The sequence below is a fragment of the Fibrobacterota bacterium genome (assembly GCA_019509785.1).
Taxonomy (GTDB): domain Bacteria; phylum Fibrobacterota; class Fibrobacteria; order UBA11236; family UBA11236; genus Chersky-265.
Window position 1 is genome coordinate 39844 of record JAEKLQ010000063.1, and the last position, 18859, is coordinate 58702.

Here is an 18859-nt window from a genome sequence, read left to right on the forward strand (position 1 = left end):
GGCCGAAATCCGTCAAATGAAGCCGGACTTTCCGAGTATATTGAACCGATGCCCATTTCCCCCGTTTGGCTCCTTTTAGGGGCCGCCAATGGCGTTTATGCCGTTTTGAACGGTCAGCTGGTCCGGGGTCTGGATAATTTAGGCAAAAAATCCCGCCCGAAATCGGGTTCGCCTCGGCCCAAGGTTTCGGTTCTCATCGCCGCCCGCAACGAGGAGTTCCGCATCCGCAAATGCCTGGAGTGTCTGGCTGCGCAGGACTACCCGCGCGAACTGACCCAAATCCTGGTGGTGGACGATCGATCCACGGATGGGACCGCCGGCATCCTGGACGAATACGTGGCGCGCGTGCCGGGGTTCCAGTATCTATCCGTGAGCGAGAAGGCGGCGGGGATCAGCCCGAAGAAAAATGCCTTGAGCCAGGGGTTGCGGCTCGCCACCGGTGAAATCATCATCACCACCGACGCGGATTGCATCATGGCCCCGCAATGGATCAGTTCCTTGATCTCCGAGTTCGGGCCGGAGACCGGTTTGGTATCCGGGTTGACCACTTATTATGATGCGGGACCGGGCGTTTGGAACGGGGTGCAGGCCCTGGAGTTCTTTTCCTACGCCGTGGTTGCCGCCGCGCTCATCGGCCTCAACTTCCCGGTCAACGGCAACGCCAACAATCTGGCCTACCGTCGCGAGGTCTTCGACCAGGTCTCCGGCTTCGCATCGCATGGCGGCATCGTGAGCGGCGACGACGACTTCCTGATCCAAGCCATCCACAAGCAAGGCCGTTGGGCCATCCGCTACGCGGTAACCCCGGAAAGCCAGGTGCGGACCGAGCCGCCCGAGGATCTGCGGCAATTCTGGGAGCAGAGGAAGCGCTGGGCGAGCAAGTGCGGACTTTACCAGCCCAAGCAAGTCGCCTTCCTGGCCTTGATTTTCGCCTATTACCTTTCCATCCCGCTTTTCGTGCTGGCAGGGCTGTATTATCGCCCTTGGCTATACGTCGGGCTGGCCGGCTTCGCCGTGAAGACCGTCAGCGATGGAATGGTGATGCGCCGGGCGGCGAAACTATTCGGTAAGCAGAGCTTGATGCGCGCCTTCCTGCCTGCGGCCTTGTTGCATATCCCCCTCATCATCGCGGCGGTGGCGGCCGGGAGCTTCGGCGAGTTCACTTGGAAGGGCGAAACCCATCGCCGTAAGGTCAAGGTTCCGCAAATCAAGGGCGCGACCGCGCGTTAAGCGTCGTCGCTTCACTGAACCTCGATCTTGGCTTTCACGGTCCCCCGTCCTAGCAACCCGATTTTGCGCGCGGCCGCCGGGGATAGGTCGAGGATGCGATCTTCCGAGTAAGGTCCGCGATCGTTGATCTCCACGATCACGCTTTTCCCGTTCGCGAGATTGGTCACGTTCACCTTGGTGCCGAAGGGAAGCGATCGATGGGCCGCGGTGAAGGCGTTCTTATCGAAGCGCCGGCCGCTCGCGGTCTTGCGGCCCTGGAATTTGTCCGCGTAGTAGGAAATGATCCCCTCTTGGGACCAACCTGATTCGCGCGCTTTGGTATTCTCGGAATGCTGACCCATATCCCGATCATAGCCGCCGCGCTCCGGCCCGGGGTGCATGGTGCAAGCCCCCAAGAGCAAGGCGCCGCCGAGAAGCGCTGCCAACCGTAGATCAGTATTGGTCAACGTTCTCGTACCCGTTGTCGAGGATTTCCTTCGTCTTGCCTTCCGGCGCGGCGGTGGCGGTATCGGAAGCCGGGGGAGCGGGAGTATCGGGAGAAGGGACGGTTTCGTGAGGGTTGGTCTGGGCCGCGCTTGGCGCCGGCGATCCGCCATGGGCCTGGGGGGACGGGGAAGCGGGCGTGGTGGTGGAAGTAGCCGCGGCCGGAGCGGCCCCCGTGGCGGGCGGGGCCGCGGCCGGGGACGGAGCCGCAGGGGACGGGGCGCCGGGAGCCTTCGCTGCCGGGGTCTTCGCGGCGGCATTGGGAGCGGCGGATCGGACGGGAGGTTTGATGCCCGCGGCCGACAACTTCGCTTGCGCGACCTCGCCTTGGGGGGATCGCGCATACCGTTCGCGCAGGATCTGATAGGCCGCCACCGCCGAATCCAGGCTGCCGGGGACTTTCTCCTCTCCTTGGGACATCTGTTCGTATAGCATGGCGATGGCGAATTCGGCGCGGGCCGCTTCCCGGGTATCGGGATATTCGCCGGCCACCTTCGCATAGGCGGGAATCACCTCGGACTTGAGGTCATGCCCTCCGTAGCGCGCGGCCTCGGCATCCAGGAAGAGCTGGTGCGCCTTATCCTCGCGGGTCTGCACGGTCGGCTTCAGCCCCAGGTTCCGTTCCGCCTGCTTGGCGTATTCGGTATTCGGGTATTTATCCAGAACGTAACGGTACAGGGAATCGCTGATCGGCTTCTTGCCCTTGAACTCGTCCTGGATGAAGGCGCGCGCGTAGGCGGCCCGCATGGAATGGGACGAATCCTGGCGCGGATCGGCGACGATCCGATCGAGATGGGTCAGGGCGCTGTCCACGTCGTCGAGACGGAATAGGAAGAGCTCGGCAATCATGAAGTCGCGGTAATGCTTTTCGGAAGACGCGGTGTCCACGGAGGGCTTGCGCAAGTCGGCGAGGCGGCCCAGGGCGGCCGATCGCTCGGCGCCCAGGATGGCGTACTCGAAGGTGGAACCGGCCGCCGCCGCGGAGTCGAAGAAGATCTTCGCTTGCTTCTCGTCCTTCAGATCCCGGAGCTGATGATCGCCCAGGCGATAGAAGGCTTCGGCCGACCAAGCGGACTTGGGGGCCTGCTTAGGCACGCCGGCCAACAGCGCCACGGCTTTCTCCGGTTGCTTAAGTTGGAAATAGCCTTTGGCCAGCTGTAAATCGATCTCGGGGAAGGAAGGGTAATAGAGGCGGTTTTTCTTCATCGCCTCGAATTCGCGTATCCCGTCCGCCGGCCGCTCCAGCCGGTAAAGGCAAACGGCGGCCAAGGTATCGCAACGATAGTGGAGCTTGGTGGGCAGCGCTTTTACGTTCTTGTCGGTGGCATGACCGCGCGCCCGTTCCCACTGCTTCAGATCGAAAGCCAGCTTGGCGGCCTCGAAATGGGCCGTGCCGCGCGCCTCGGGCGTGCGCGCGTTCTCGCGTAAAAGCTTTTCGTAAAGTTCCAAAGCCGCGGCGGGGGAATTGCCGGCGAGCTCCAGCTTGGCCAGCAGAGACATGGCCTCGAGGCGGAAGTCCGGATTCGGGGATCCGTTCATAACCGTTTCCAGCGCCGGGCGCGCCGCCAGGTATTGGCCGTTCAGGAACAGGCATTTGGCGCGGTGGAAATCCGCCGTGGGCATTTCGGCCGCGTTCGGGTAATACCTGGCAAGCTCTTCGTACTTGGTGATGGCTTTGGAGTATTCGCCCAGGACCAGGTAGCTTTCGCCGATGAGGAACAAGGCTTTGGGCTGGTATTTTTTCTTATCCGGGTAGAGCTCCAGAACCTTGGAGGATTTGGCGATGCTGCGTTCGAGCTTGGTCTTCTCGTCGGCGGCGACCAGCAGGGTATCTTCCGGATTCTTGTCGAGGCGCTTTTCGCGCAGGCGCATGGCGTCGTCGTACGCCTTCTGCGCATTGTAGTAGGTATTGAAATAAACGCAGCCCGTGAAGGACATCCCCAGTAAAAGCAGGATAAGGCGCAAGTACCCGGATTTCATGCGAGTATAGTGTACGAATTCGGGCGGGAAAGGACCCCCAAGTTATGGGGGTCCCGGCTCAGGAATCAGGCCGTGACCGGCATCTGGATCAGGCCCTTCACCTCGGGAATGCCTGCCAAACGGTAGTATTCCTGCAAGGAGCAGACGTCCAGTTCCCCTTCCCGCAGGGCGGCGATGGCCTCTACGGCCGCCTCGGCGGCCGAAAGCGTGGTCGTATAGGGTATCTGGGCCAGCAGGGCGGCCTTGCGGATTACCCCGTCGTCATCCTTGGAGAGTTTGCTCAAGGGCGTGTTGATGATGAGGGAGAACTCCTTGCGCGCGATGAGTTCGGCCACGTTGGGATGGCCCTCGGAAACCTTTTTCACCACGGCGGCAGGGATCTTGTTCGCCTCCAGGACGGCGACCGTGCCCGAAGTGGCCATGATTTCGAAACCGAATCCGTGGAGCTTGCGCGCGAGGGAAACCACTTTCTCCTTGTCGCGATTGTTCACGGATATGAAGACCTTGCCGGAACGCGGCAGGGAATTGCCGGCTCCCATCTGGGCCTTGGCGAAGGCGACGCCGAAGCCGCGAGCGATGCCCATAACTTCTCCCGTGGATTTCATTTCCGGGCTGAGCAGGGTATCCACGCCGTGGAACTTGGCGAAGGGGAAAACGCTCTCCTTGACCGCGACATACGGGGGCATGCGGCTTTCGGTGAATCCGAGATCGACCAGGGTGCGGCCGATCATGACCTTGGTCGCCAGCTTGGTGAGGGGAACGCCGATGGTTTTGCTCACGAAGGGCACCGTGCGGCTGCCGCGCGGATTCACCTCGAGGATGTAGACCAGTTCGTCCTTGATGGCGTATTGCACGTTCATCAGTCCGATGACCTTGAGTTCCTTCGCCATCGCGATGGTCTGGCGTTCCAGTTCGCGCAGCAGGCGCGGGGAAAGGTCCTGCGGCGGGAGGATGCAGGCCGAATCGCCGGAATGGATGCCGGCTTCTTCGATATGCTGCATGATGCCCGCCACCACCACGGTCTCGCCGTCGGAAATGGCGTCCACGTCCACTTCCATGGCCGAGTCCAGGAACTTGTCGACCAGCACGGGGCGCTCGGCGGAAGCCTCCACGGCGGTCGCCATGTACTTGCGGAGTTCGTCCTCGGAATACACGATCATCATGGCGCGGCCGCCCAGCACGAAGGAAGGCCGGATGAGGACCGGATAGGTGAGTCGGGTCGCGATGGCCACGGCTTCATCGGTATTGGTCGCGATGCCGTTGGCGGGCTGCCGGAAACCCAGCCGCTCCACCATGTCGGAGAAGAGCTTGCGGTCCTCCGCGATGTCGATGGAGGTGGGCGACGTGCCGATGATGGGGGCCTTGGCGGCCTCCAGGGGCTTAGCCAGCTTGAGCGGCGTCTGCCCGCCGAACTGGAGGATGATGCCGTCGGGCCGTTCCAGCTCGACGATGTTGAGGATGTCCTCGCGGGTGAGCGGCTCGAAATACAGTTTATCCGACGTATCGTAATCGGTGCTCACGGTCTCCGGGTTGGAGTTGACCATGATGGACTCGTAGCCTTCTTCTTGCAAGGCGAAGGAGGCCTGGCAGCAGGCATAGTCGAATTCGATTCCCTGCCCGATGCGGTTGGGCCCGCCGCCGACGATCAGCACCTTCTTGCGCGGGCTGCGGATTGATTCGTTTTCCTCGTCGTAGCTGGAATAATGGTAGGGCGTGAAAGCCTTGAACTCGGCCGCGCAAGTGTCCACCGTCTTGAACACGGGGATGATACCATCGGCCTTGCGGCGTTGCCGCACCGCCTCCTCGTTGGACTTCAGCAGGAAACCGAGCTGATAATCGCTATAGCCCCATTGCTTCGCCTTCTTGAGGACCGCTTTCGGCAAGGCCGCCAGGGTCTTTCCGGTTAGCTCGGCCTTTTCGAATAGGACCAGATCGCGCATCTGGTTCAGGAACCACGGATCGATCTTGCTGATATCATGCAGCTTCTCGATGCTCCAGCCGAGCTCGAAACCGCGGCGTACGGAAAATACGCGATTGATGCCCGGCCGCCGGTAATCGAGGTTGGCTTCGATCTGATCCTCGGGAATCTCTTTTTTGCCGTCGGCCCCCAGGCCCATGCGATCGTTCTCCATGGAGCGTAGGGCCTTTTGCAAGCTTTCCTTGAAGGTGCGGCCGATGGCCATGGCCTCGCCCACCGACTTCATCTGGGTGCCCAACACGGGTTCGGCCTGCGGGAACTTCTCGAAGGTGAAACGCGGTACCTTGGTCACCACGTAGTCGATGGTGGGCTCGAAGCAAGCCGGCGTCACGCGGGTGATGTCGTTGAGTAATTCGTCGAGGGTGTAGCCGACCGCAAGCTTGGCGGCGATCTTGGCGATGGGGAAACCGGTGGCCTTGGAAGCGAGGGCCGAGCTGCGCGACACGCGCGGATTCATCTCGATGATGATCATGCGGCCGTCGGCGGGGTTCACGGCGAATTGCACGTTGGAACCCCCGGTCTCGACGCCGATCTCGCGGATGCAGGCGATGGACGCGTCCCGCATGCGCTGGTATTCCTTATCCGTCAGCGTCTGCGCCGGTGCCACGGTGATGGAGTCGCCGGTATGGATGCCCATGGCGTCCAGGTTCTCGATGGAACAGATGATGACGACGTTGTCGGCCTTGTCGCGCATGACCTCCATCTCGAATTCCTTCCATCCCACGATGGATTCCTCGATCAGGATTTCGGAGATGGGGCTGAGTTGCAGGCCGCTGGCGGCGATGCGCTCGAACTCTTCTTCGGTGTAGGCGAAGCCGCCGCCGGCGCCGCCCAAGGTGAAGGCGGGACGCACGACGATGGGCAGGCCGATCTTATCCTTGCCTTCGCGGGCTTCTTCGATGGTGCGGGCCACGTAGGAACGGGCCGACTCGATGCCGATCTTCTCCATCGCGACCTTGAATTGCTGGCGCGATTCGGCCTTCTCGATGGCTTCCAGGTTGGCCCCGATCATTTCGACGCCGTATTTCTTCAGGATGCCGCGCTTGGCCAATTCCACCGCGGTGTTGAGGCCGGTCTGCCCGCCCAAGGTGGGCAAGAGCGCGTCCGGCCTTTCCTTGGCGATGATCTTCTCGCACATCTCCCAGGTGATGGGCTCGATGTAGGTCGCATCCGCCAGGCCGGGATCGGTCATGATGGTGGCGGGATTGGAATTAATCAGGACGACCTGGTAGCCTTCCTCCTTCAGGGCCTTGCACGCCTGGGTGCCGGAATAATCGAATTCGCAGGCCTGCCCGATGACGATGGGGCCGCTGCCGATGAGCATGATTTTCTGGAGGTCGGTTCTTTTGGGCATCGGCGGGGAAAGATAACAAAGGGGCCTGGAGTTTGCTGGGCTGGTAGGGCGCGAAGCGCGATTCCAGGCCGGATCCGGAGCATGGATGGGCCTCTTGCTCGCCGGCCTACGAGGATGGGGCCGCCAAGGCCCGGTTAGCGGAGCGGGACCTTTTTCGCGCCGGCAGTCTTCTTTCCCGCTTTCTTTCCCGAACTCTTTCCCGTCTTGGGCGGCTTCGACAGCGCATGCGCCACCGAGGTCTCCACCCAGGAGCGCAGATCCTTGGCCGCCTTCACCCCTACGGGTCCCACGTAGAGGATGCCCTTCATGGGCCGGCCGGAGAAATCGAAAGGGCGGGCGCCGGGCTTTTTCAGCAGGGCGTCATGGCGTTCCGGATCCACCTTGGCGATCAAGTCACCGTTCAGTACGCCGCAGGCCATGTTTCCGTTGATCAGGAAGCAAAGGCCGCCGAACATTTTCTTGGCCTCGAGATCGGTGCGTGGGCCGAGGAGGTCGCGGATGCGCGCTTCCAGTTTCTGGTCGTATGCCATTGAATCTCCCTCTCCTACGGGGCGGCGGCCCCCGGAAAAAGTTAGCAACGGACCAGAGTCCGATAGAAGCTTGCGCAGAAACCATTCTTGATCCATCGCCCAGTCGCGAACCGCAAACCGAGGGTATGAGTCAACTGGAAGACTTCGCGCGTCGGAACTTGAATACCGCGCGAAGTCTCCCCAACGAGGTGCAGACCGGTATCATCATTCTATACAGAGGGGCGAAATCAATGAGTCAAAAACACTTCTCCGTCATTTCAGGCGGAATTTCCGGGCGGGCCGCCCTGTTGGCGGCCTGTCTCGCAGCCGCGGCGCAAGCCACCACCTACAGCATCAATACCACCAACATGGGCTTTGTCAACGACGGCAATTGCGGGCTTAGGGAGGCCATCGATGCCATCAATACGCAGACTCGGAGATGGGGTTGTCCCGGCCCAGACGGATCGAGTGATGGCATCTTTTTACAGGCAGGCACCTATACCGCCCCGGTGGGGATGACCCTGGACCGGTCGGCCAGCATCAATTGCCCCGTAGGGACATGTATCGTCGATGCCGGAAGCATCAATACGAACTTCATCACCCTCTCCAGTTTAGGCCCGACCGTCTTCGTCAACGACATTACCTTGAGGCAATCCTCAGGAAATACCAACAACATCAACGGTTTGAAGGTGCTGGGCGGAACCGTGAACCTGTACCATACCGTGGTCACCGGTTTTAAGCTCGCCGGAGTCTCCATCCAAGCCGGGAGCAATCATACTATCTCGCACAGTACGTTCACCGGCAACAAATGGGGCTTCTACCTTTCCGACGGGACAGGGATCCAGTCGGATCACAACACCATTTCCAATAATTGGCAGGGTATCCGGGCGGGGAATGTTGTCGGATTCAATGACGATGGTAGCGTCATCTCCGATAACGCCGATGCGGGCGTTGAGATTCCCAATGGCGGCAGTCTGGCCTGGATAAATACAACCATAAGCCGGAACCGGAACCGGGGAATCCACATGGGGGAACCCGGTAGCCTATTCACCCTCTTCGGTTGCACCATCGATGGAAATACGACTTCGGGGGACGGGGCAGGCCTATACGTCCCAGGCCCTTCCAGCGGCTCCAACATCGAGGTCGATCTCAAAAGTTCCACGATTTCGAACAATCGGGCCCAGGGGGATGGCGGAGGAGTGTATTGTACCGCCACGGTCCTTCTAACCAACTGCACCATCAGTAATGATACGGCCAAACGAGGAGGGGGCGCATTCGCCAGCGGCGTTTCCAGCAATGCCTACCTGAGCATTACAACGAGCACGATTGCCTTCAACCGCGCCGTGGATTCGGGAGGAGGCCTGTACTACATAGGAACCCCCCTGGCCCACGATAACTTCATCGGCGTTGCCGGTTGCATCGTGGCGCGAAATACCGCCGGCCTTAAGTATCCTGACATGTGCGGGGCGGCCTCAGGCGTTCGCTCCCTGTTCGGTGACTGGACGGGCTCCACGGGCCACTCCGAGGATTTAACCCCTGCCGATCCGCTTCTCGGGCCTTTGATGGACAATGCCGGCCCCATCCACGTCAAGACCCGGGCTCTGCTCAAAGGCAGCCCGGCAGTCAACAGGAATCAACGCGGCTTCTCTCAACTAATCGATAATAGGGGGATCCCCCGCCCCACCCCTCCCGACCAGGCGATATCGGATTGGGATGTAGGCGCGTATGAAGTGGCGCCCTTCGAAACCGAGGTCCTGGATTTGGCCGCGGCATCGGGATCGGTTGGCATCTTCAGTGATGCTACTTTCAGTAACGGCGCCGGCACGCGGATAGAAAACGGCACCGTGGGCAACTATGCGACCTACATCGTGGCGGTTCCGCACGCCGTATCGACCGGCACACAGTATACCGTCCTATTACGGGCCAGAGCCCTTCCCAACGGGGCCAAGATTGAACTGGCCAGCGCTCCCGCTTCCCCGACGCCGCAGTTCACCACCATAGGCACGGCCGACTTGTACGCGCCTGCCCCCGAGTATGATACCTACGCCTTCTTCTTCAAATTTACGTCGGTGGGCACCAAATATTTCCGTCTCAAGATCATCGGCAAGAATGCCAAAAGCACCGGCTACGCGGCGGACTTCGACAACATCGAGATCACCGAGCAATAGCCTGTTAAGGTGAAGGCCGGATGCCTATCCGGCCTTTTCCGAAACCTCCAGCCAGGGCTGGCATGCCGTGCAGGACGACCCAAGCCTCGGCAATGGCGCAGGAACGGTGATGTGCTCCGGCGTCATCGGCGATGTGGCGGGGCAGCCGCCGCCGCGGCCGGAATTCCGATATCCGTCTCCGTCAGGCCCTCCGCATACTTCCGGATCTCCTGGGTGAGCGCGAAGTCCTCGATCAAATCGGTGAAGCGCAGCCCCCCGTAACCGCTCTGTTCCGTCCCTTCCAAAGCCCCAGCCCCGCGCGACTTCAGATCCATTTCGGCGATGGCGAACCCGTCCGAAGTCTCCGCGAAGGAAGCCAAACGCTCGTAGGTTTCGGGAGGGATTTCCTTCGGCGGCAAGGAGAGGAAGCACCAGGCCTGCGCCGTTCCGCGTCCTGTGCGGCCGCGCAGCTGATGCAACTGCGCCAGGCCGAAGCGATCCGGCCCCTCGATGACCATCAGGTTGGCCTGGGGCACGTCCACGCCCACCTCGATCACGGTGGTCGCGACCAGGGCATGCAACTCGCCGCGCCGGAAAGCGGAGAGCGCCGCCTCCTTCTTTTCCGCAGGCATCTTGCCATTCACCATCCCTACCTTCCAGTCCCGCGAGAAGGCTTCCAGCTCGGCTTTCACCTTGTCCACCGTCGCGAGATCCTCCACGGGGCGCTGGGCGGGAACGAAGATATCCGGATCCTCGGCGGCCTTGCCTTTCGGCGCCGAGGCGCCGATCTGCGGAACCACCCAGAACAATTGGTTCCCGCCCAGCGCCTCCTTCACCAGGAAGCCCAGCATATCCTTGCGCTTCTCCGGCCCCACCAGGCGCGTCTTCACGGGCAACCGGCCCGCGGGCTTATCCCGGAGCACGAACGTCTCCAGATCGCCGAACACGGTCTGCGCCAAGGTGCGGGGGATGGGCGTAGCCGACATGTAGAGGATGTCCGGATGGCCGCCTTTTTTCGCCAGGGCCTCGCGTTGCGCCACCCCGAATCGATGCTGCTCGTCGACGATGGCCAACCCCAGTTTCGCGAAGACGATGTCGCCGGAATAGAGCGCATGGGTGCCGACCACCATGGGCAAGGTTCCATTTCCCAATTCGGCCACGAGCGCATCCCGCTCGGCCTTGGGCGTATCGCCCGTGAGCAGGGCGACGCGCAAGCCGGCCTGCGCGAGGAAGGGAGACAAGGTCTGGAAGTGCTGCACGGCCAGGATTTCCGTGGGGGCCATCAAGGCCGCCTGTCCCCCGTTCCCGATCACGTTGGCGGCCGCCAACATGGCCACCACGGTTTTGCCCGAACCCACGTCCCCCATAAGCAGGCCGCAGAACTGGCCGGTCGAAGCTTGACACGCGGAGATCCCGGCCACGGCCTCGACTTGCCCGGAGGTCAATTCGAACGGTAAAGCGGCCCGCAACTTTTTCCGCAGTTCCAGGGCCTCGGGCCAGGCGCGGCCGACCTTGCGGCGCGCGCGCCGGACGGCTTCGAGCTTGCAGGATAAGGGCAGCAGCTCGCGCACCTTGAGTTGCCGGCGCAGGAGGGGGATGCCTTCGACCTGATCCGGCCGATGGAGGGAGCGCAGCAATTCGACCTCGGGCAAAAGGCTCAGCGCCTTGCGATGGGGCTCGGAGACGGCATCGGTAAAGCCGAATCCATCCAAGGTCTCCAGCGCGATTTGCTGGAGGAACTTATGGCCGACATGCGCCTCGGACATGTCCACGGTCAAGGGATAGCGCGGAAGGACCTCGCGCTTCGGCTCCTGGCCCTCCGCCAAGGATTCGAATTCGGGATGCACCATCTGAACGTCGCGGAAAAAGCTAGGCACGCCGGCCACGGCCAGCCGTTGCCCTTCGTGGAAGCGCTTGCGCAAGAACTGCACGCCATTGAAAAAGACGAGCTCGATGCTGCCCGTCTGATCCGCGACCTCGATCACCATCCGCGATTGGATCATATTGATGGAAGCGACCGTCGCGACGAAGAGGGCGTCCTCCCCCACCTTGAGGCCGGCGATGGGAGTCAGCTTAGTGCGATCGAGGTAGCGGCGCGGGAGATGGTAAACCAAGTCGCGCAAAGTGGCGATGCCGGCATCCGCGAGGATCCGGACGCGCTTGGGACCGACTCCGGAAAGGCGCGCGAGATCGGACATGGCCCCAAAATAGGAAAAGCCCAATCGCGCGCGAGCCGCTTCGCCGGACGAGGTCCGGGGGCGTCAATACTTGAATTCGGTGGCCTTGATCCCGAACCGGCTCAACGCGTACCGCAATTGCCGCAGCGACACGCCCAGCATGCGGGCCGCATGGGTTTGGATTCCGCCCGCATTGTGCATGGCCTCGCGGATGTCCTTTTCCCGTAATGGCACCCTCTCGTAGAGTTGCCGCTCCTTGGAACGGCGGCTCAAAGGCGAAAAGGTGACCACCCCGTTCGCCGGCGGCTGCGGCACGAGGGCCGGCTCCGGGGATTCGACCATGGAGTTGAGGATGGGGATGTCCTTGGCGGTAAGGGCCTCGCTGCCGGCCAGCACCACGGTGCGCTCGATGGTGTTTTCCAGCTCGCGTACGTTTCCCGGCCAGGGATAGCCTTCCAGGAATTCCATTACCTCCCGCGAGATGGAAATGCGCTTGTTGTACTTGGTGGTGAACTTTTTCAGGAAATAGCTCGCCAAGGGCAGGATATCCTCGCGGCGGCTGCGCAGCGGCGGCACGTTGATGGGCACCACCATCAATCGGTAGTACAGATCTTCGCGGAACAATTTATCGCGCACCAGTTGCTCGAGATTGGCGTTGGTCGCGCAAATGAGACGCACGTCGGCGGTCATGGTCTTGGAAGAGCCCACGCGCTCGAAGGTTCCGTCCTGGATCACCCGGAGCAATTTCGCCTGGGTTTCCGTGGGAATCTCCCCGATTTCATCGAGGAAGATGCTACCCGAGTCGGCGGCTTCGAATCGGCCGATGCGTTGATTAAGGGCGCCCGTGAACGCGCCTTTCTCATGGCCGAACAGCTCGCTTTCGATAAGGTTGGCGGGCAGGGCGGCGCAGTTTACGATGACGAAAGGATTCTTCTGGCGCGGGCTGACGTAATGGATGGAACGCGCCAGCAAGGTTTTACCGGTCCCGCTCTCCCCCCGCAGCAGGACGGACGCATCCGTTCCCGATACGCGCTTCACCATCGCCAGGGTTTTGGCCATGGCCGAGGAGTTGCTGATCAGGTTGTCGGGATTGAAGCGTTCCTCCAGCTCGGCATGCAGCTCCTTGTTCTCTTGCACCAGCTTCGAGTTTTCTTCCCGGATCATTTCGGCGATGCGCAGGGTTTGCGAGAGCAACGAAGCCACGATCTTCATGACCTTGATGTCCTCGTCCACCATGGTGGTGCTGCGAGTGGTGCGATGCGCGGTGATGACCCCGATAGGACGGGAATCAAGGATGACGGGCACGGCGACGAAACCGATACGGTACAACTTGAAATCGTCGATGTTTTCCTTGGGGGTGGGAATGCCATCGAATTCCTCGCCGTCGGGCACGGCCATGGGCAGGCAATTGCTGAAGACCTTGCCTACGAAGTCCTCGCCTATCTTATAGACCGAACTGCGGATTTCCTCCGGACTGAACCCACTGCTCGCCTTGATGACAAGGAACTTGCGATCGGTGGTGGGCATGAGCAGGGTACCCCGCTCCAACTCCAAGGTTTCCGAGAGGGTCCGCAAGCATTGGTGGGCCACCTCCCGGTAATCCAGGGAGGAGCTGAACAACTTGCTGATTTCCGTTAAGGCCGACATGGTGCGGGCCTGATGGACCATGAAATCTTTCATTACCTCTTTCCTATTGTCAATTATTGACAAATGATTTAGACAATTCCCTCTTTTGTCATTTTTTATTTTTAATTCGAGTCTATTCTGGCTTCTTCTTTACAGAACCTTGTCCTGGAAGCCTTAGAAAAGGCTAATACTGAGGCGTTACCCGCCTTGGTTCTGCTCGCCGAACAAGAAAAATTGCTGGGGGAGCTGCCAAAAGACCGTTCCAGACTGCAAAGCCAAGTTTCAGCCGTCCTCAAAAATCAAACCGGAAAGGTACTCAGCGACCCCCTGGAATTGGTTTTCACGACGGACTGCATTATCGGCATTTTGCAGATTCCCCAGAAAAAGGGTCTATCCCGGGAAGATCGGTTACGCTTGGCGGCCTCCCGCATTGGGGACCTCCAGAAAAGTCGCTCTTGGCCCAAAACCGCGATCTCGGCGGATGGGCTGACGATTCCGGAAATGAAGGCCCTGGCCGAAGGCCTTCATCTCTCGTCCTACGAATTCCGTAAGTACAAATCCGAAAAGAAGCCGGAAAAATCCGAAGCCGAAACCATCCTATGGGTCGCGGGCGAGAATATGAAAAAGGCGACGGTCGCATTGGCCGAAGCCGAAACGGTATCCCGTCTGATCAATTCCTGTCGCGATCTGGTGAACGAACCGGGTTCGCACCTCGATCCCGACGATTTCACCGAAGCGGCGCGGCGCGCCGCCAAGGAATTCGGCCTGACCATCAAGGTTCGGGACGAGAAGAAGCTGCAAAGCGAAGGCTTCTTGGGCTTATGGACGGTGGGCAAGGGTTCCGATCGGCCTCCGCGCATGGTGACTTTGGGCTATGAAGGCAAAGCCGCGAAGAAAGGCGGTAAGGCGCCGCACCTGGTGCTGGTGGGAAAGGGCGTCACCTTCGACACCGGCGGCATCAGCATCAAGCCGAGCCAGGGAATGTGGGAAATGAAAAGCGACATGGCTGGCGCCGCCACGGTGCTCTCCGCGCTCTGCGCCATCGCCGCCCTGAAGCTTCCCATCAAGGCCAGCGCCGTGCTCTGCCTGGCGGAAAATCGCCCCGGTAACGCAGCCGTGCTTCCCGGCGACATCTTTACCGCCAAGAACGGCAAGACCGTAATGGTGGACAATACCGACGCCGAAGGCCGCCTCATCCTCTCGGACGGGCTGGCGGAAGCCGGGGCCATCGGCGCGACCCATATCATCGATTTGGCGACCCTGACCGGCGCCATCATCCGCGCCATCGGCCCGTCCATCGCCGGCCTGTTCTGCAATGACGAGGACTTCACCCGCCTGATGCTCCAGGCTGGAGGGACCGCATCGGAGAAGTTCTGCGTGATGCCGCTCGAGGAAGAGTACCGCGAATACCTGGATGACCCCGTGGCGGACATGAAGAACGTGGGCAAGCCGGAAGCGGGCGCCATCACCGCCGCCTTGTTCCTGCAGGAATTCGTCCCACCCAAGACCGCTTGGTCCCATTGGGATATCGCGGGGACGGCGTTTACCACGTCGCCTTGGAAATATTTCAAGGCTGGGGCGACGGGCTGGGGCGTGCGTTCGCTTGTGGAAGTTGCGCGGATGCTTGCTGGGTAGGTCTCTGGGCGGTGCGGCGCGTCGGTTTCGGCGCGGGGTCGGCTCACCGTTGAATGGAATCGATGTTCGGCCCGGAAAAGGGACGGCCGCGCATTTGAAGAGCGCGGCCTTTCGACTGAAGTAATCGTTCCCTTTTCCGGGCCTCCTTCCGCCTCGCATGCGCCGAAACCGCCGCGCCCCACCGCCCCGGACCCCGCCCCGCAGCCCGCACGCTTTTTGCGCGAAGACCCACCACGGTTCGACAGCCAATAATTTTGGTCGAATGGAGAACTTTCCCGCGGCGGAGGCCCAAGGAGTGCGGCCGTGCACCGCTGTTCTCCTGCAGGCCCGAGTCGATGCGCCCGCAGGGGTGGGCTGGATCGGGCGCGCGCACGGGGGAAAGGGCGGGGGCGGGGCTCCGGGCCGGCGAGTTATGCGCGCGCGGCTTCCGGGAAAGCGAATGGTTCCCAGGGAATCGACAGCCCGCGCTCCCCAAATGCGCGGGCGACCGCTTTCCCGGAAACCGCAACGACCGCCTGGCACGGAAAGCGCATAGCCGAGCCGTCCCGGAGCCACGGACACGCCCGGAGCCACAGCCGAGCCCGCTCCAGCCCGCCGACCGAGCAGCGCGCAACGACCCACCAGTAGGAGACCCCGCGCGCCCAGCCTTTTCTATCTTGGAAGAGCCTATGGAAAAGATCGCAATCGTCGATTTCGGAGGCCAATACACCCACTTGATCGCCCGCCGCGTGCGTCAGTTGGGCGTGTACTCGGAAGTGGTGGGCCCCCACTCGGGCGCCGAAGAGGTGAAAGGCTTCAAAGGGCTCATCTTCTCGGGCGGGCCGGCCTCCGTGTACGAGAAGGGCGCGCCCCAGGCCAATCCCGCGCTGTTGAAATCCGGACTGCCCATTTTGGGCCTGTGCTACGGCCATCAATTGATTTGCCGCGATCTGGGCGGGGAAGTGAAGCAGGGCAAGGTGCATGAGTTCGGGCCCGCCGAGTTCCATCCTGACCGCAGCCATCCGCTTTTCGCGGGAATGTCGGACGCTTCAACCGTGTGGATGAGCCACGGCGATGAGGTCTCCAAACTGCCCTCAGGCTTCCGCCGTATCGGTTATACGGTGAATTGCGATTTGGCCGCGGTGGCCAACGACGCGCGGAAGATCTTCTGCGTGCAGTTCCATCCCGAAGTGACCCATACCGAAGAGGGGATGATCCTCCTCAAGAATTACCTGACCCATATCGGTTGCAAATTCGAATGGAAGGTGGCGGATTACCTGAAGGGCCTGGAAGAGAAGTTGCGCCTTCAATGCGAGGGCAAACGGGTGTTCCTGCTGGTATCCGGCGGGGTGGATTCCACCGTGGCCTTCGCGCTGTTGAACAAGGCCCTGGGCCCCGAGCGCGTGCTGGGATTGCATATCGACAATGGCTTGATGCGGAAGAACGAGAGCGCCGACGTGATCGAGTTCATGAATAAGGAGGGGTTCCGCAACCTCAAGGTCCGGGATGCCGCGAAGGATTTCCTGAAGGCCTTGGAAGGCGTGCATGCGCCGGAGGCCAAGCGCAAAATCATCGGCGAAACCTTCCTGACCGTGAAGGACGATGCCCTGGCGGCGTTAAACCTCGATCCGGACGGATGGCTTTTGGCGCAAGGCACCATTTACCCGGATACCATCGAGAGCGGCGGAACCAAGAACGCGGCCGTCATCAAGACCCACCATAACCGGGTGGGCGCGATATTGGAACTGCTGGCGAAAGGCTTGGTGGTGGAACCGCTGGCCGATCTGTATAAGGACGAGGTGCGCGAACTGGGTGAGTTGTTGGGAATCCCGCATCGGCTGGTGTGGCGGCATCCCTTCCCGGGCCCGGGCCTAGGCGTCCGGCTATTGTGCAGCGCCAAGGCGGATCGCAAGGTGGACCCCGGGGTAACCGCCAAGGTACTGGCTACCTTGGCCCCCGAAGGCTTGGATGGCGAAGTGCTGCCGGTGGAAAGCGTGGGCGTGCAGGGCGATGCGCGCACCTATGCCCATCCTTTGCTGCTACGGGGCCTGCGCGATTGGGAGAAATCCGATAAGTTGGCCGTGGCCCTGGCCAATCGCATTCGCGAGGTGAACCGCGTGGTGCTGGAATTGGGCGCGTTGCCCGGGCCCTACAAGACCGTAGCCGCTCAATGCGACAAGCCGCGGCTGGATCTTCTGCGCGAGGCCGATGACATTTGCACGCGCTTCCTGGAAGCGGAGAATTTGTACGCCACCTTGTGGCAGATGCCCGTGGTGCTGCTGCCTTTGGAGAAAGGCGGCCAGCCGGTTTTCGTCCTGCGCCCGGTGATTTCCTCGGAAGCCATGACCGCGCGCTTCGCGGCCCTGCCGTTCCCCTTGCTGGACAAGCTTTGGACGGCGCTCAAGGCCGCCGGGGCCGGGGCCATGCTATACGATATCACGCATAAGCCCCCAGGGACGATCGAATGGGAATGAACGGCGCCCATGCCCGTTCCTCCCCAGGCCATCGCCATCGCGACCGCATCGTGAGCAAATCCCAGGACATCCGCAAGCAGAAGGAAAAGGCCATCCTCGTGGGCGTAGCCACGAAATCGGTCACCATCAAGATGGCCCGCGAGCATATGGAAGAGCTGGGCCGGCTGGCGGACACCGCCGGCGCGGTGGTGGTGGACAGCACCTTGCAGCGTCGCGAGACCCTGGATCCCGCGACCCTGGTGGGAGCGGGCAAGGTGGAGGAGATCGCGGCCATGGTGACGGCGCATCAGGCGGACCTGGTCATCTTCGACGAGGACCTGAGCGGCTCGCAGGTGAAGAAGCTGGAGACCAAGATCGCATGCAAGATCCTGGACCGCAGCGGCATCATCCTGGACATTTTCGCCAAGCATGCCAAGACCGCGGAAGCGAAGGTGCAGGTCGAGGTCGCCCAGTTGGAATACATGCTGCCGCGCTTGACCAACGCCTGGAGCCATTTGTCGCGCCAGGCGGGCGGCGTGGGCATCGGCATGAAGGGGCCGGGCGAGACGCAGCTCGAGACCGATAAGCGATTGGTGCGTAAGCGCATCGCCGAGTTGACGAAGAAGCTGGAAAAGATGGAAGACATCCGCGCGGCCCAGCATGATCGGCGGCTTCCCACCTTCCATGCGGCCATGGTGGGATATACCAACGCTGGCAAGTCCACCTTGATGAATTCCCTGACCAAGGCGGGCGTGGAGGCCGCGGATAAGCTGTTCGCCACCCTGGACCCTACCACGCGTAAGGTATATCTGGGGCCCAAGCGGCCCGCCGTGATCTCGGATACGGTAGGCTTTATCCGCAAGCTGCCGGTGGGCCTGGTCTCGTCCTTCAAGAGCACGCTTTCCGTAGTGGCGCAGGCCACCCTGATCCTGCACGTGGTGGACGCCCACGCCGCCGACTTCGAGGAACAAATGGAAATCACCGCGCGCATCCTCGGGGAGCTGTGCCCGGAGTCGGTTCCGCGGGTAACCGTCTACAACAAAATCGATCTGCTTGATCCGGAACGCCTGGAGTACCTGCGTACCCATCATCCGCAGGCGGTGTTCGTTTCCGCCGAGGCCAAGCTGGGCCTGGACGCGCTTAAGGATCGCATGCTGGAGCACTACGAGGCCGGGCGCTTCGCGGATGCGCTGGGGGAAGCCTCCCAGGCCGCGGGCGCGGCGCCCGTCGGCATGGCGCCATGGAACGGGGCGCCAGGGACATCGGACGGCGGCGCCCGCGACGATGACGGGATCGGCTAGGTACCCC

11 protein-coding genes are annotated in these 18859 nt (G+C 61.6%); 5 read left to right on the forward strand and 6 right to left on the reverse strand.

Annotated elements, in window-relative coordinates; translation table 11 throughout:
- The first annotated feature begins 48 nt into the window (after nucleotides 1–48).
- Complete coding sequence (locus JF616_18490) at nucleotides 49–1230, forward strand: glycosyltransferase (GenBank protein MBW8889751.1); 1182 nt, start codon at nucleotides 49–51, stop codon at nucleotides 1228–1230.
- Between the two features lie 11 nt (nucleotides 1231–1241).
- Here the strand turns inward: JF616_18490 and JF616_18495 are convergent, their stop codons facing one another.
- The 4 genes from JF616_18495 to JF616_18510 all read right to left on the reverse strand — a co-directional run bounded on the left by JF616_18495 (nucleotide 1242) and on the right by JF616_18510 (nucleotide 7555).
- Nucleotides 1242–1610, reverse strand: coding sequence for a septal ring lytic transglycosylase RlpA family protein (locus tag JF616_18495; protein MBW8889752.1), 369 nt, complete (start codon nucleotides 1608–1610; stop codon nucleotides 1242–1244).
- A 52-nt stretch (nucleotides 1611–1662) separates the two neighbouring features.
- Entirely contained in the window at nucleotides 1663–3693 is a 2031-nt protein-coding gene (locus JF616_18500) for a tetratricopeptide repeat protein (GenBank protein MBW8889753.1), read from the reverse strand.
- A gap of 65 nt (nucleotides 3694–3758) precedes the next feature.
- The gene (gene carB, locus JF616_18505; protein MBW8889754.1) at nucleotides 3759–7025 is read right to left on the reverse strand and encodes a carbamoyl-phosphate synthase large subunit; all 3267 of its coding nucleotides are present in this window, start codon (nucleotides 7023–7025) and stop codon (nucleotides 3759–3761) included.
- A 134-nt stretch (nucleotides 7026–7159) separates the two neighbouring features.
- Nucleotides 7160–7555: a TfoX/Sxy family protein gene (locus JF616_18510; GenBank protein ID MBW8889755.1), complete on the reverse strand. Its 396-nt coding sequence runs from the start codon at nucleotides 7553–7555 to the stop codon at nucleotides 7160–7162.
- A gap of 230 nt (nucleotides 7556–7785) precedes the next feature.
- On the opposite strand from JF616_18510, the gene JF616_18515 reads away from it, so the two are divergent.
- Complete coding sequence (locus JF616_18515; GenBank protein ID MBW8889756.1) at nucleotides 7786–9702, forward strand: right-handed parallel beta-helix repeat-containing protein; 1917 nt, start codon at nucleotides 7786–7788, stop codon at nucleotides 9700–9702.
- Nucleotides 9703–9824: 122 nt separating this feature from the next.
- Here JF616_18515 and JF616_18520 read toward each other — a convergent pair whose 3' ends face one another.
- Entirely contained in the window at nucleotides 9825–11879 is a 2055-nt protein-coding gene (locus tag JF616_18520) for an ATP-dependent DNA helicase RecG (GenBank protein MBW8889757.1), read from the reverse strand.
- Nucleotides 11880–11942: 63 nt separating this feature from the next.
- Complete coding sequence (locus JF616_18525; GenBank protein MBW8889758.1) at nucleotides 11943–13538, reverse strand: sigma 54-interacting transcriptional regulator; 1596 nt, start codon at nucleotides 13536–13538, stop codon at nucleotides 11943–11945.
- A gap of 84 nt (nucleotides 13539–13622) precedes the next feature.
- Between JF616_18525 and JF616_18530 the strand changes: the two genes are divergently transcribed.
- The 3 genes from JF616_18530 to hflX all read left to right on the forward strand — a co-directional run bounded on the left by JF616_18530 (nucleotide 13623) and on the right by hflX (nucleotide 18852).
- Complete coding sequence (locus tag JF616_18530) at nucleotides 13623–15119, forward strand: leucyl aminopeptidase family protein (protein ID MBW8889759.1); 1497 nt, start codon at nucleotides 13623–13625, stop codon at nucleotides 15117–15119.
- Nucleotides 15120–15787: 668 nt separating this feature from the next.
- The gene (guaA, locus tag JF616_18535; GenBank protein MBW8889760.1) at nucleotides 15788–17572 is read left to right on the forward strand and encodes a glutamine-hydrolyzing GMP synthase; all 1785 of its coding nucleotides are present in this window, start codon (nucleotides 15788–15790) and stop codon (nucleotides 17570–17572) included.
- Nucleotides 17563–18852 (forward strand): GTPase HflX, encoded by a 1290-nt coding sequence (hflX, locus tag JF616_18540; protein MBW8889761.1) that lies wholly within the window; start codon nucleotides 17563–17565, stop codon nucleotides 18850–18852. The genes guaA and hflX overlap by 10 nt, the downstream gene beginning before the upstream one ends.
- The last annotated feature ends 7 nt before the right edge of the window (nucleotides 18853–18859 follow it).